This window comes from Pseudomonas sp. Xaverov 83, assembly GCF_019352905.1.
GTDB lineage: Bacteria > Pseudomonadota > Gammaproteobacteria > Pseudomonadales > Pseudomonadaceae > Aquipseudomonas > Aquipseudomonas yamanorum.
Genome location: NZ_JAAAFU010000040.1, coordinates 41,083 through 54,477 on the forward strand (window position 1 = coordinate 41,083; position 13,395 = coordinate 54,477).

Annotated in this window: 12 protein-coding genes; 7 read left to right on the forward strand and 5 right to left on the reverse strand. The window is 62.1% G+C overall.

Annotated elements, in window-relative coordinates:
* The first annotated feature begins 37 nt into the window (after positions 1-37).
* A complete protein-coding gene (locus tag K0H47_RS14360) occupies positions 38-1,183 on the forward strand; it encodes a glycerate kinase (RefSeq protein WP_219272992.1) in 1,146 nt (381 codons plus the stop codon).
* A gap of 77 nt (positions 1,184-1,260) precedes the next feature.
* Positions 1,261-1,773, forward strand: a complete 513-nt coding sequence (locus tag K0H47_RS14365) for a GNAT family N-acetyltransferase (protein WP_063029941.1) — start codon at positions 1,261-1,263, stop codon at positions 1,771-1,773.
* On the opposite strand, the gene K0H47_RS14370 is transcribed toward K0H47_RS14365, so the two are convergent.
* Complete coding sequence (locus tag K0H47_RS14370; RefSeq protein WP_219272993.1) at positions 1,770-2,465, reverse strand: aspartate/glutamate racemase family protein; 696 nt, start codon at positions 2,463-2,465, stop codon at positions 1,770-1,772. The two genes, K0H47_RS14365 and K0H47_RS14370, sit on opposite strands and share 4 nt — an antisense overlap.
* A 126-nt stretch (positions 2,466-2,591) precedes the next feature.
* Between K0H47_RS14370 and K0H47_RS14375 the strand changes: the two genes are divergently transcribed.
* Positions 2,592-3,086, forward strand: a complete 495-nt coding sequence (locus K0H47_RS14375; RefSeq protein ID WP_017480400.1) for a hypothetical protein — start codon at positions 2,592-2,594, stop codon at positions 3,084-3,086.
* Positions 3,087-3,191: 105 nt separating this feature from the next.
* On the opposite strand, the gene K0H47_RS14380 is transcribed toward K0H47_RS14375, so the two are convergent.
* Positions 3,192-3,413, reverse strand: coding sequence for a cbb3-type cytochrome c oxidase subunit 3 (locus K0H47_RS14380; RefSeq protein ID WP_219272994.1), 222 nt, complete (start codon positions 3,411-3,413; stop codon positions 3,192-3,194).
* Complete coding sequence (ccoN, locus tag K0H47_RS14385; RefSeq protein ID WP_219272996.1) at positions 3,413-4,840, reverse strand: cytochrome-c oxidase, cbb3-type subunit I; 1,428 nt, start codon at positions 4,838-4,840, stop codon at positions 3,413-3,415. The genes K0H47_RS14380 and ccoN overlap by 1 nt, the downstream gene beginning before the upstream one ends.
* Before the next feature lie 208 nt (positions 4,841-5,048).
* On the opposite strand from ccoN, the gene aldA reads away from it, so the two are divergent.
* The 4 genes from aldA to K0H47_RS14405 all read left to right on the forward strand — a co-directional run bounded on the left by aldA (position 5,049) and on the right by K0H47_RS14405 (position 10,717).
* The gene (gene aldA / locus K0H47_RS14390; RefSeq protein ID WP_219272998.1) at positions 5,049-6,473 is read left to right on the forward strand and encodes an aldehyde dehydrogenase; all 1,425 of its coding nucleotides are present in this window, start codon (positions 5,049-5,051) and stop codon (positions 6,471-6,473) included.
* A gap of 76 nt (positions 6,474-6,549) precedes the next feature.
* Positions 6,550-7,860, forward strand: a complete 1,311-nt coding sequence (locus K0H47_RS14395) for a nitrate/nitrite transporter (protein ID WP_063029951.1) — start codon at positions 6,550-6,552, stop codon at positions 7,858-7,860.
* A 1-nt stretch (position 7,861) separates the two neighbouring features.
* Positions 7,862-9,079 carry a mandelate racemase/muconate lactonizing enzyme family protein gene (locus K0H47_RS14400; RefSeq protein ID WP_017480405.1) on the forward strand — a complete coding sequence of 406 codons (1,218 nt, stop codon included), beginning with the start codon at positions 7,862-7,864 and terminating at the stop codon, positions 9,077-9,079.
* 27 nt (positions 9,080-9,106) lie between these two features.
* The gene (locus tag K0H47_RS14405; RefSeq protein ID WP_219273000.1) at positions 9,107-10,717 is read left to right on the forward strand and encodes a GMC family oxidoreductase; all 1,611 of its coding nucleotides are present in this window, start codon (positions 9,107-9,109) and stop codon (positions 10,715-10,717) included.
* A 113-nt stretch (positions 10,718-10,830) separates the two neighbouring features.
* On the opposite strand, the gene K0H47_RS14410 is transcribed toward K0H47_RS14405, so the two are convergent.
* Both K0H47_RS14410 and K0H47_RS14415 read right to left on the reverse strand, forming a co-directional pair.
* A complete protein-coding gene (locus K0H47_RS14410; protein ID WP_063029956.1) occupies positions 10,831-11,751 on the reverse strand; it encodes a pyridoxal-phosphate dependent enzyme in 921 nt (306 codons plus the stop codon).
* A gap of 37 nt (positions 11,752-11,788) precedes the next feature.
* Complete coding sequence (locus tag K0H47_RS14415) at positions 11,789-13,192, reverse strand: sodium:solute symporter family protein (protein WP_093197216.1); 1,404 nt, start codon at positions 13,190-13,192, stop codon at positions 11,789-11,791.
* Positions 13,193-13,395: the final 203 nt, after the last annotated feature.

The following is a 13,395-nucleotide window of genomic DNA, read 5'->3' on the forward strand; positions in this document are numbered from 1 at the left end:
CTGGCAGCATGGGCGTTATAAAAACCGGAGAAAGCCCATGAAAATCATCATCGCCCCCGACTCGTTCAAGGACAGCCTGAGTGCTGAAGGCGTGGCGAATGCCATTGCCGAGGGGTTGGCCAGCGTGTGGCCCGACGCCGAGCTGATCAAGTGCCCGATGGCGGACGGTGGTGAGGGCACGGTGGAGTCGGTACTCGCGGCCTGCCAGGGCGAGCTGCGCACCACCCGTGTGCAAGGGCCATTGGGTGGCAGTGTCGACGCGCATTGGGGCTGGTTGGCCGAGAGCCACACCGCAATCATCGAAATGGCCGAGGCCAGCGGCCTGCAACTCGTGCCACCGGGTCAGCGAGATGCGTGTTCCAGCAGCACCTTCGGCACTGGCGAGTTGATCCGCGCCGCCCTGGATGCCGGCGCCCAACGCGTTATTCTGGCCATTGGCGGCAGCGCTACCAACGACGGCGGCGCCGGGGCGATGCTGGCTCTCGGTGTGCAATTGCTTGATGCCGAAGAGGCTGCATTGCCCCTAGGCGGCCTGGCGCTGGCCAAGCTGTCGCGCATCAGCCTTGAGCAACTGGACCCACGCCTGGCCCAGGTGCGCTTCGAAATTGCCGCCGACGTGAACAATCCACTGTGCGGTCCCCACGGTGCCTCGGCGATTTTCGGCCCGCAAAAAGGCGCCAATCCCCAGCAAGTCGAACAACTGGATGCCGCCCTCGGCCATTTCGCCGATCACTGCGCCAAGGTCTTGCCCAAAGATGTACGCGACGAACCCGGCAGCGGCGCCGCCGGCGGCCTGGGTTTTGCCGCCAAGGCGTTCCTTGGCGCACAGTTTCGTGCAGGGGTTGAAGTGGTCGCCGAGCTGGTGGGGCTCGAAAAGGCCGTGCGTGGCGCTGACCTGGTCATCACCGGCGAAGGCCGCTTCGACGCCCAGACCCTGCGGGGCAAAACCCCGTTTGGCGTCGCGCGGATCGCCAAACAGCACAACGTGCCAGTGATTGTGATCGCCGGCACCTTGGGTGATGGCTACGAGCAGATGTACGCCCACGGTGTGGATGCCGCGTTCGCCTTGCCGTCCGGCCCGACTACCCTGGAACAGGCCTGCAGCGAGGCGCCGCGCCTGTTGCGCGAGCGCGCCTCGGACATCGCCCGGGTCTGGAAACTGGTTGCTGCGCGGCCCCGATAATTGCGGTGCTGGGCTCGCCATTCTGAGGCTTTGCCGCCTACACTGGCCCGCCATGTGTTTTCAAAGGATGAAACACCATGCACACACCTGAACCCAAAATCGTGATCACGCGCTTCACCGAGGCCCACCTTGACGGCGTCGCTGCGCTCTACAACGACCCGGCTGTCTGCCGTCAGGTGCTGCAAATGCCTTTCCAGTCGATCGAGGCCTGGCGCGCACGCCTGGCACCCGGGGATGAACGGCGGCTACAACTGGTGGCCGTGCATGCAGGCGAGGTGATCGGCAACCTGGGGCTTGAGCAGTATTCCCGTGTGCGCCGCAGCCATGTCGGTTCATTCGGCATGGGCGTCGCCACCGCCTGGCAGGGCAAGGGCGTGGGCTCCCGACTGCTGAGTGCGGCGCTGGAGGTGGCGGATAACTGGATGAACCTGCACCGGGTGGAACTCACGGTGTACGCCGACAACGAAGCCGCCCACCGCCTGTACCACAAGTTCGGCTTCGAGACCGAAGGCCTGCTGCGCGATTACGCCGTGCGTGACGGCGCATTCGTCGACACCCTGACCATGGCGCGCATCCGCAAGCCTGCCTAGTCGTCCTGCAAGGCAAACGCCACCGCAGCCTGCGCATGCAGCTCGGTGGTGTCCAGCAGTGGCAGGTCGCTGTGCTGCGGCTTGATCAACAGACTGATTTCCGTGCAGCCAAGGATGATGGCCTGGGCGCCACGCGCCGCCAGGGACTCGATCACCCGTTGGTACACCTCACGCGATGCGTCGCTGATCACCCCGACACACAATTCCTCATAGATGATCCGGTGCACGGCCTGGCGCTCGTCGGCGTCCGGCACCAGCACGGTCAGCCCCTGCGCCGCCAGGCGTGACTTGAGAAACTCCTGCTCCATGGTAAACGCGGTACCCAGCAGGCCTACGGTCAGGGTGCCAGCTTCCACGGCCGCGGCGCCGGCGGCGTCTGCAATATGCAGAAACGGTATGGAGACCGCCGCTTCAATACGCGGCGCCACCAGGTGCATGGTGTTGGTACACAGCACGATGCATTCGGCGCCACCGGCTTGCAGGCGGCGGGCGGCGTCTTCGAGGATCAGTGCGGCGTCATCCCAGCGCCCGGCGTGCTGGGCCTGCTCCACCGGGCCGAAGTCGACGCTGTACATCAACAGTTGTGCCGAACGCAGGGGGCCGAACTGGTCGCGCACACTTTGGTTGATGATGCGGTAATACTCGGCGCTGGACTCCCAGCTCATGCCGCCGATAAGGCCGATGGTGCGCATGCGATGCTCCTGAATTGGACGGGCGAGGGCACCACATTACCCAAGCGCCGTGCTTTAGTCATACGCCAGCGTGCGGCATCTGCCATGATCAAGGTTCGCAACATGGGTCACCCAAGGAACACGGCAATGGACGATGTACAACAACTGGGCGAGATGCTGCGTCATTACGCCGACAGCGAAGCCCACAAGAAGCAGCAGTTCGAAGTGCAGTCGGCCCATTGGGCGCAGAAGATCGTCGAGTTGTTCGACCAGATCGAGCAGTGGCTGGAACCGGTGAAGACCGTCGGCTTGCTGGAAGTGCAGCGCGAGGCGTACGTGGCATCCGGCCCTAGCGTGCCGGTGGAGACCTCCACCTTCAAGACCGAGAAACTGACCATCCATATCGCCGGCAAACCGGTGGAGTTCGTGCCGGATGTGATGGGCGCCGGTGGGTTGATTTCGTTGTCGGTGATGGGCTTGACCGCCGCCCGCTACGGCAGTATTTCCCTGGTGCTGCTGCCGGGGAAAAACGATTGGCTGTGGAAGAAAACCAACGGCCTGAAAGACCCGGACACCTTCGGTTTCGATGCCAACTTCCTGGCCTTGCAGTTGCAGAGCCTGATTCCCCGCGAACGCGGATGATTGTAGGAGCTGGCTTGCCGGCGATGCAGGCAACTCGGTGCTTCAGAAACACCGCGGTGATGCCATCGCAGGCAAGCCAGCTCCCACACTGACCGCATTCCTTTATCAGATCTCTACATTGCCCCAGCCGGGTTTTGCTGCTTCCGGCGCCACCGCGTTGACCCGCTTGCCCGTGGCCAACTCCACCCGCCGCGCCACCTCCGGGTCATCGGCAAACGGCATCAGGCTGGCCTCATCCAGGCTCTCCTTCGACTGGCCCCGCAAGCAATACTCCACCGCGCCATACAGGCCAATCACCGCCGCCAGGTTCAGCGCTATCTCCCACATCAGGCGATCTGCGCTTCAAGCTGCGCCACCTTCAGATCCGCCACGCGCACCGTGCGCCAGGTGTTGTACGCCATCAGCAACATGCCGCTGAGGAAGAACACCCCGCCGACAAAGCGCACCACAAACCCCGGATGGCTGGCCTGCAAGGCTTCCACAAAGGAGTAGGTGAGGGTGCCGTCATCGTTCACCGCCCGCCACATCAAGCCCTGAGTGATACCGTTGACCCACATCGATGCGATGTACAGCACCGTGCCAATGGTCGCCAGCCAGAAGTGCATATTGATCAGCCCCACACTGTGCATCTGCACGCGCCCGAATATTTTCGGGATCATGTGGTACAGCGAGCCAAACGTGATCATCGCCACCCAGCCCAAGGCCCCGGCGTGGACGTGGCCGATGGTCCAGTCGGTGTAGTGGGACAGGGCGTTGACGGTCTTGATCGCCATCATCGGCCCTTCAAACGTCGACATCCCGTAGAACGCCAGCGACAGCACCAGGAAACGCAGGATCGGGTCGGTGCGCAATTTATGCCAGGCCCCGGAAAGCGTCATCATGCCGTTGATCATCCCGCCCCAGCTGGGCGCCAGCAGGATCAGCGACATCGCCATGCCCAGGGACTGCGCCCAGTCCGGCAGCGCGGTGTAGTGCAAGTGGTGCGGGCCGGCCCAGATGTACAGGGTGATCAACGCCCAGAAGTGCACGATGGACAAACGATAGGAATACACCGGCCGCCCGACTTGCTTGGGCACGAAGTAATACATCATCCCCAGGAAACCGGTGGTCAGGAAGAAACCCACCGCGTTGTGCCCGTACCACCACTGCACCATGGCGTCGGTGGCGCCGGCGTACACCGGGTAGGACTTGAACCAGTCCACCGGGATCGACAGGTGATTGACCACGTGCAGCATCGCGATCACCACGATAAACGCACCGAAGAACCAGTTGCCGACATAGATATGCTGGGTCTTGCGTTGCACCACCGTGGTGAAAAACACGATGGCATAAGCCACCCACACCACGGTCATCCACACGGCGCCGGTGAACTCGATCTCGGCGTATTCCTTGGTGGTGGTGTAGCCCAGCGGCAGGCTGACCAACATGATCACGATCACCGACTGCCAGCCCCAAAAGGTAAAGGCGGCGAGCTTGTCCGAGTACAGCCGCACCTGACAGGTGCGCTGTACTGCGTAGTAGCTGGCGGCGAATTGCGCGCTGCCGGCAAAGCCGAAAATCACCAGGCTGGTGTGCAGCGGGCGCAGGCGGCCGAAGGTGGTCCACGGCAGGTCGAGGTTCATTTCCGGCCAGACCAGTTGCGAGGCGATCCACACGCCCATGGCCATGCCGACCACGCCCCAAACGATGGTTGCAATGACGAATTGACGCACGACCTTGTAGTTGTAGGCCTGTGCGGTTGATGGTGGTTGCATGCTTAGTCCTCCCACGGTTCCAAGTGGGCGGCACTGTAGGAAGTATGGGCAGAACAATACAGACTCAGACCCGGGTCATTAATACGGATCAGCCACTAACCTGCGTTTTTTGCACGTTACCTCCGTCAATAAATCGTTTGTCCAACCCCCGCCCAATGACAAAACTGCAAGTCACTCGCAAAACAACAACGATTGGGCAAAAAACCACATGCAAATCGAGCGCAACTTTTTCAACGGCCACTTCGCCGAACCTGCCAGCACCGCCCAGATCGCGGTCTACAACCCCGCGACCGAGGCTCAGGTCGGCCTGGTCTCCGCCGCCACACCTGATGAGGCCACTGCTGCTGTCGAGGCCGCCGCTACCGCCCAAAAGACCTGGGGCAAACTCACCAGCATCCAGCGCGCCGAACACCTGCGGGCGTTCGCCGACGCCCTCGAAACCTGCGCTGAAAGCATAGGCAAGGCGCTTGCCAGCGAATCCGGCAAAAGCCTCGACGACGCCAGCAACGAAGCCCGCTACGCCGCCCAGATCACCCGCTACCACGCTGAATGGGCGCGCCGCATTGAAGGCGAAATCATCCCCAGCGACACCCCGGACGAAAACCTGTTCCTGCAGCGCGAGCCCATTGGCGTGGTGGCTTGCCTGATTCCGTTCAACTACCCGGTCTACACCCTGCTGCGCAAAATCGCCCCGGCGCTGATTGCCGGCAACACCGTGGTGGTGCGCCCAAGCAACAACACGCCGTTGTCCGCCTTTGAAATCGCCCGTGCGGTCGAGCAGTCGGGCATGCCGGCCGGTGTGATCAATATCCTGACCATGGACCACGCCACCGCCGCCGCCCTGTGCACCCACAAGGCCGTGGGCCTGATTACCCTGACCGGCAGCGTCAACGCCGGGCGCATCGTCCTCGACTACTGCAAGGCCAACATCGCCAAGCCGTCCCTGGAGCTGGGCGGCAAGACCCCGGCGATCATCGAAGCCGACGCCGACCTTGAACAGGCCGCCAGCGCAATCATCGCGTCCAAGACCACCCACTGCGGCCAGTTGTGCACGGCGGTCGAGCGGGTGTACGTGCAGGCAAGCGTCTACGACCAATTCCTGGCCCTGCTCAAGACCAAGATCAGTGCCGTCAAATTCGGTGACCGTGCCACGGACGCAGGCCTGATGGGCCCGCTGGTCAACGCCAGTTCGCAGCAGAATATTCATGCCATGGTCCAGCGCGCCATCGCCGACGGTGCTGTACTGGAAGCAGGCGGCGTACTCCCCGAAGGCCCGGGCCATTTCTACCCGCCGACGCTGCTCAGCGGCTGCCGCCAGGACATGGAAATCATCCAGGAAGAAATCTTCGGCCCGGTGCTGCCGGTGCTCAAGTACCGCGACATCGACGAAGCGCTGGCCATGGCCAACGACCACCAGTTCGGCCTGTCGTCGGTGCTCTACACAGAGAACTACCGCACGGCCATGAAAGTCGCCAACGCCATTGAGGCCGGCGAGTTGTACGTCAATCGCACCCCGGCCGACCCTTACCAGGGCTTCCACGCCGGCTGGAAACGCTCAGGGCTGGGCGGCGATGACGGCAAGCACGGGATGCTTGAGTTCACCCAGACCCGTTTGGTGGTCATGAAGTACTGATTCACCGACCACCGGCTTCACCTCAATAAAAACAATTATCGGGGCACCTGCACAGTGGGTGCCCGAGGTCTACAAGATGTCCAAGCCTGCACCCGTTGCCCAGGGTTTCGATGCCGTGTCCGCGGCCAAAAGCGACAAAGCCAGTCGCTACTTCCAATTGATGTTGCTGGTACTGGCCGCCGGGGCGATCTACCCGATCCTCTACCTGCGCCAGGTCTACCAGACCACCATGCTCGAGGTGTTCCAGATCAACCACAGCCAGCTGGGTTATCTGTATTCGATGCTCGGTACGATCTTCCTGCTCAGTTACCTGCCCAGCGGCTGGTTGGCCGATCGCCTGCCGCCACGCTTCCTGATCTTCTTTTCGCTGGTGGCCACCGGGGCCCTGGGCATCTGGTACTCCACCGTACCGTCGATGACTGGGCTGATGATCATCTTCGGCTGCTGGGGCCTGACCACCGGCCTGACCTTTTGGGCTTCGGTGCTCAAGCGGGTGAAGATGATCGCCCATCACAGTGAGCAGGGCCGTTTCTTCGGCATCCTCGACGGTGGCCGTGGTTTGGTGGAAGCCTTGCTGGCAACCGTGGCCCTGGGGCTGTTTGCCTATGCCACCGAGACCCGCAGCCAGACGGCCGCCGAAGGCTTCAAGCATGTGGTGTACCTGTATTCCTTCGTGTGTATCGCCATCGGTTGTGTGCTGGTGCTGCTCAAGGACCCTAAATCCATGGCCGAAACCGCCGCGGTGGAGAAGGGCAAGTTCAACCTGGTCGCCGACCTCACCACCCTGGTGAAAATCCCCGAGCTGTGGCTGGTGACCGCCATCGTGTTCTGCGGTTATCACATGTTCTGGGCCACCTACAGTTTCTCCGACTACCTGCAAGGCAGCGGCATGACCGCCGTGATGGCCGGCACCATCACCACCATCAAACTGTGGATGCGACCTATCGGCGGGATCGGCGGCGGCTGGCTGGGGGACAAGTTTTCGAACATCTCGGTGCTGATCGTCGCGCTGGTGCTGGTGACCCTGGCGATGGTCGGCCTGATCGTGTTCCCGGCCATTGGCAGCCTCGGCTTGCTGATCGGCACGGTGATCTTTATCGGGCTGATGACCTACGCGATTCGCGGCCTGTACTGGGCGATCCTCGACAGTTGCAACATCCCGCTGCGCATCACCGGGTTGGCCATCGGTATCGTCTCGGTGGTGGGTTACCTGCCGGACACCTTTATTCCGCTGATCAATGGCTACCTCACCGACACCTACCCGGGGCAGGTCGGCTACAACCTGTACTTCGGCTACATCGCCTTCATCGGCGTGCTCGGGACCCTCGCGGCCCTGACCCTGCGCGCTCGAATCAATCGTAAAAAATTCAACCAGACAGGTGCCTGAGATGAAAATCGTCGCCCTTGAAACCCATATTGTTGCCGTACCGCCACCGCACATCGGTGGGATGTACTGGCTGTTCGTCAAACTGAAAACCGACTGCGGCATTGAAGGCGTGGGCGAGATCTACGCCGCCACTTTCGGGCCCAAGGCGATGCTGCCGATCATTGAGGATGTGTTTGAGCGCTACCTGCTCAACCACGACCCGCACCACATCGAGCGTTTTTTCCGCCAGGCGTATTCCAGCGGGTTCACCCAGCGCCCCGACCTGACCATGATGGGCGTGGTCAGCGGCCTGGAAATGGCCTGCTGGGACATCATCGGCAAGGCCGCTAACAAGCCGGTCTACGAGTTGCTGGGGGGCAAGGTCAACGAGCGCCTGCGTTCCTACACCTACCTGTACCCGGTCAACAGCCAGGGCGAGTACGACTACGACGACCCGGACCTGGCTGCCGAGTGCGCCGTCGAGAACATGAACAAAGGCTTTACCGCCGTGAAGTTCGACCCGGCCGGGCCTTACACCGCGTACTCCGGCCACCAGATTTCCCTGGAAGTGCTGGAGCGCTGCGAAACCTTCTGCCGCAAGATCCGCGAAGCGGTGGGGGACAAGTGCGACCTGCTGTTTGGCACCCACGGGCAGATGGTGCCGTCGTCGGCGATCCGCCTGGCCAAGCGCCTGGAGAAATACGACCCGCTGTGGTTCGAAGAGCCGGTGCCACCGGGCCAGGAAGAGGCCATGGCCCAGGTCGCGGCCAAGACCAGCATCCCCATCGCCACCGGCGAGCGGCTGACCACCAAGTACGAGTTCTTCAAGCTCTTGCAGGCCGGTGGTGCATCGATCCTGCAAATGAACGTGGCCCGCTGCGGCGGTCTGCTGGAAGCCAAGAAAATCGCAAGCATGGCCGAGGCCTACTACGCGCAGATCGCCCCGCATCTGTACAACGGCCCGATTGGCGCGGCGGCGAGTTTCCAGTTGGCCACGTGCACGCCGAACTTCCTGATCCAGGAAAGCATCATGACCTGGGGCGGCTTCCATGCCGAAGTGCTGACCAAGCCGCTGCAATGGGAGGACGGCTACATCATCCCGTCCACCGAGCCAGGCCTTGGGGTGGAGCTGAACATGGACGTGGTGCGCAAGCACACGCCATACACCGGCGAACGCCTGCACCTGCAAATGGCGCCCACGCCTGCTGATGTGAAAGACACTTCGCCCGCCAAGGGCTAAAAAAAACGACTTATGCGGTAACCGTGAATGACATACGACTACATCATCGCCGGCGCCGGCGCCGCAGGTTGCGTCCTGGCCAACCGACTCTCCGCCTCGGGCGAGCATTCGGTGTTGCTGCTGGAGGCTGGCGGCAAGGACAGTTCCTGGTGGTTCAAGATTCCGGTCGGTTTCGCCAAGATGTACTACAACCCGACCTTCAACTGGATGTACTACAGCCAGCCGCAAAAACAGCTGGCCGACCGCGCCATCTATGCCCCACGGGGCAAAGTGCAAGGCGGTTCCGGCTCGATCAACGCCATGATCTACGTGCGCGGCCAGGCCCATGACTTCAATGACTGGGCAGCCAATGGCAACGACGGTTGGGGCTTCAAGGACGTGCTGCCGTACTTCCGCAAGCTGGAAAACCACCCCCTGGGCGACACCGAATACCACGGCAGCAGCGGCCCCATCAGCATCACCCCGATGAAGGGCCAGACCCACGCCATCTGCGACGTGTTCCTCAAGGGCTGCGAGCAATTGGGCTATGGCCTGAGCGATGACTTCAACGGGCCGAACTTCGAAGGTGCGGGCCTCTACGACGTCAACACCCGCAACGGCGAGCGCTGCTCCAGCAGCTTTGCGCACCTGCATCCGGCGTTGGGTAGGCCGAACCTGACCGTCGAATTGCATGCACTGGTAGACCGTGTGCTGTTCGACGACCAGCAGCGCGCCACCGGCATCAGCGTGACCCAGCACGGCGTGGTGCGGACCTTTACCGCGCGCAAGGAAGTGATCCTGTGTGCCGGTGCGGTGGATACGCCGAAGATCCTGCAACTCTCGGGAGTGGCGGACAAGCAACTGCTTGCCGAACACAACATCCCGCTGGTTAAGCACCTGCCGGCGGTGGGGCAGAACCTGCAGGACCATCTGTGCGCCAGCTATTACTACAAGGCCAATATCCCGACCTTGAACGACCAGCTCAGCTCGCTGTTCGGCCAGTTCAAACTGGGCCTCAAATACCTGCTGACCCGCAAGGGCGCGCTGGCCATGAGCGTCAACCAGGCTGGCGGGTTCTTTCGCGGTAATGCTGAACAGGCGCATCCGAACCTGCAGCTGTACTTCAACCCGCTGTCGTACCAGATCCCGAAAAACAACAAGGCCAGCCTCAAGCCCGAGCCGTATTCAGGCTTCCTGCTGTGCTTCAACCCGTGCCGGCCCACCAGCCGCGGGACGATTCGCATCGCCTCGAAAAACCCACGGGATGCGGCCTTGATCGACCCCAACTACCTGAGTACCCAAAAGGACATCGACGAGGTGATCCAGGGTAGCCGGCTGATGCGCAAGATCATGCAGGCACCGGCGCTCAAGGGCGTGACGGTGGCTGAAGTGTTGCCAGGTGCGGCGGTGGAAACCGACGAGCAAATGCTGCAGTACTTCCGCGAGAACAGCGGCTCGATCTATCACCTGTGCGGCTCGTGCGCCATGGGTTCGGACCCGCAGGTGTCGGTGGTGGACAAGCGCCTGAAGGTGCACGGCATGCAAGGACTGCGGATTGTCGATGCATCGATTTTCCCCAACGTGACCTCGGGCAATACCCATGCGGCGGTGTTGATGGTGGCGGAGAAGGGCGCGGATCTGATCCTGCAGGATGCCTGATTGATCGTTCCCACGCTCTGCGTGGGAATGCATCCTGTGACGCTCCGCGTCACGACTTCAAGAGCAGACGCGGAGCGTCCAGGGCGGCGTTCCCACGCGGAGCGTGGGAACGATCATAGAGAGACCGTGTTCTGCCACTGAGCAACCGTTTCCGCACTGATGCTCACCCCACCACACACAATCACCACCACATCCTCAACCCCGGCAATCGCGGCATGCTCCAAATAAGCCACGGCCAACGAAACCCCACACGCGGGTTCCACCAACTGCCTGAGATCATCGGCATACCGCGCCACGCCCATCATCGCGTCGGCATCGCTCAACACCACGCACTGATGGGCAAACCGGCCGATATGTTCAACCGGCCACGCCGCCACCTGGGTTGCCGCCAACGATTTGGCCACGGTATCGATCTTCGCCAGCCGCACCGGTTTTCCAGCTTCCACTGCGGCCGCAAACGAAGCCGCGCCCGCCGTTTCGCACGCAATCACTTTGCAGTCGAATCGCCCATGGCGTTCCAGCCCGGTCAATACACCCGCGAGCAATCCACCGCCACCCACCGACGTCACGATGGCGCCCACCTGCGGGCAGTCTTCGAGAATCTCGTCGATCATGCTGCTGTGACCTTCCCACAACAACGGGTGATCAAAGGCTGGCACATACAACGCGTCCGGTGCTTCGGCGAGTTGCAAGGCCAGTTCGTTGGATTGATCCCACAGATCACCGTGCACCACCACCTCGGCCCCAGCCTGGCGGATGCGCGCACGGGTGGCTTCGGGGGTGGTGGAGGGCACCACGATTCGCGCCTGCAACCCCAAGCTCCGCGCCGCAAAGGCCGTCGCCAACCCGGCATTACCGCCGGACGGGCACACCACGGTGGTCTTGCCCTGGCTGGCCGCGTAGGCACACAACGTGGTCATCCCGCGCAACTTGAACGAGCCACAGGGTTGCAGGTTCTCGAGCTTCAGCCAGACCCGCCGGGTAGCGGTGGACAAGCCGGGGTGCAGGATCAACGGGGTGCGGATCGGCAGCATTTCACAACTTCCTTATTGGTTGGGCTGCCATCCTACCTCAGCTTGTGGCTGCCACCAGCGGTTCGGCCGGTGTCTTGCGGCGTGTCACATGGCTGATGCCCATGATGATCAGCGGCGTGAACAGGGCGATGTAAGCGTTGTCGATGCCCCATGGATTACCGGCGAGGAACCAGCCCACGGTGGCCAGCAACGAGGCAATGATGCTCAGGAATGCCCCGGCCGCCGTGCCGAATTTCGGCGCGTAGAACACCATCAACACCAGCACCGCCAGGGAGGCGCGCAACGCCTTGCCGAGGAAGGCGATCATCAGCACCTTGTCCGAGGTCAGCGCCAGAGCGATCGGCAACAGGCCGACGGCGATGGTCGCCAGGCGCACGAAGCGCAGGGACTTGGCGTCGCTTTTTTCCGGGTTGAACCACGGCTCGTAGAAGTCCCGCAACAGCAACGTTGCCGAGCCCATGCTCACCGCTGAAATGGTGCCGAACAGCGAGCCGGCAAGGCCTGCCACCACCAGGCCGGCCGTCAGTTGGTCCATGCTGGCGATCAGGGTGGGGAAGGCTTGCAGCGAATCGACATTGGGGAACAGCACTGCGCTGCACATCCCGATCAATGCCGCGCCGATGCCGAACGGCACCATCAGCACCGCCACGTAGAAACATGCGCGCTGGGCCTTGCCTGCATGGCTGACGGTGTTCACCGCCTGAATCACGTATTGGGTGGAGAAGATTGAACCGATACCGGCGATCATCCAGGCGATGATCTGGCCCCAGCCCACGGTGGTCCAGTCAAACATGCTGGCGGGCAATTGCGCTTGCAACTGGCCGATGCCGCCCACCTGCTTCAAGCCAAACCACAGTGCCAGGCCGACGCCCAGGTATTTCAGGGCGGCGTGGACGAAGTTGGTGTAGATCACCGAGCGCATGCCGCCGATGCTCACGTACGCCACCGAGACCACGCCGACGATCACGATCGCCAGGGTTCGGTCCACTTGCATTACGCTGGCCAATACGGCGCCGCCGCTGGCGTAGATCGAAACGGCGACGATCTCCAGGGCAAAGATGGTGATGATCGAGGTGGCGAAGCGGGTGCGTTGGCCGTAGTTGCGCGCGAGTACGCCGGAGATGGTGTTGTCGCCCAGGTCCTTGTATTTGCGGGCCAGTAGCCAGGCGAAGAGTACGAAGCCGAGGGCCAGGGCGAACAGGTTCCATGCGGCGGAGATGCCGACCTTGAAACCGGTTTGGGCGGTGCCGATGCTGACCGCGGTGCCGATGAATTCCGAGAGCATCAGGAAGCCGATCAGGAACGCCGGGAAGTGGCCGCCGCCGGTGGTGTAGTTGGTGGCGCTGCGGGAGTGGCGGCGAACGCCGTAGCTGATCAGTGCCAGGCTGAGCATGTACAGGCCGGTGATGGACAGTACGATCCAGGAGGAGTGGGTGGGCATTTTTTATACTCTTTAGGTATTTTTGTAATTGTGGGTAGTTTCCTCTGCTGGTTTTGCTTTCGTCTAATATCGGGTTGGTATGGTTTGATACTCTCTTGGTATGGGTGTATATCCGTTATTTAGGTAACGGCCACCTATGGTTTCGCTCTTACAGCGACTCACTTTGGAAAAGCCCCAAAGTAAGCAAAGGGCTCTGCCCCGCC

Coding starts and splice junctions, on each gene's coding strand:
- K0H47_RS14415 (WP_093197216.1), bottom strand. CDS start 13,192: ATGCCCACCCACTCCTCCTGGATCGTACTGTCCATCACCGGCCTGTAC.
- aldA (WP_219272998.1), top strand. CDS start 5,049: ATGCAAATCGAGCGCAACTTTTTCAACGGCCACTTCGCCGAACCTGCC.
- K0H47_RS14395 (WP_063029951.1), top strand. CDS start 6,550: ATGTCCAAGCCTGCACCCGTTGCCCAGGGTTTCGATGCCGTGTCCGCG.
- ccoN (WP_219272996.1), bottom strand. CDS start 4,840: ATGCAACCACCATCAACCGCACAGGCCTACAACTACAAGGTCGTGCGT.
- K0H47_RS14370 (WP_219272993.1), bottom strand. CDS start 2,465: ATGCGCACCATCGGCCTTATCGGCGGCATGAGCTGGGAGTCCAGCGCC.
- K0H47_RS14360 (WP_219272992.1), top strand. CDS start 38: ATGAAAATCATCATCGCCCCCGACTCGTTCAAGGACAGCCTGAGTGCT.
- K0H47_RS14365 (WP_063029941.1), top strand. CDS start 1,261: ATGCACACACCTGAACCCAAAATCGTGATCACGCGCTTCACCGAGGCC.
- K0H47_RS14375 (WP_017480400.1), top strand. CDS start 2,592: ATGGACGATGTACAACAACTGGGCGAGATGCTGCGTCATTACGCCGAC.
- K0H47_RS14410 (WP_063029956.1), bottom strand. CDS start 11,751: ATGCTGCCGATCCGCACCCCGTTGATCCTGCACCCCGGCTTGTCCACC.
- K0H47_RS14400 (WP_017480405.1), top strand. CDS start 7,862: ATGAAAATCGTCGCCCTTGAAACCCATATTGTTGCCGTACCGCCACCG.
- K0H47_RS14380 (WP_219272994.1), bottom strand. CDS start 3,413: ATGTGGGAGATAGCGCTGAACCTGGCGGCGGTGATTGGCCTGTATGGC.
- K0H47_RS14405 (WP_219273000.1), top strand. CDS start 9,107: ATGACATACGACTACATCATCGCCGGCGCCGGCGCCGCAGGTTGCGTC.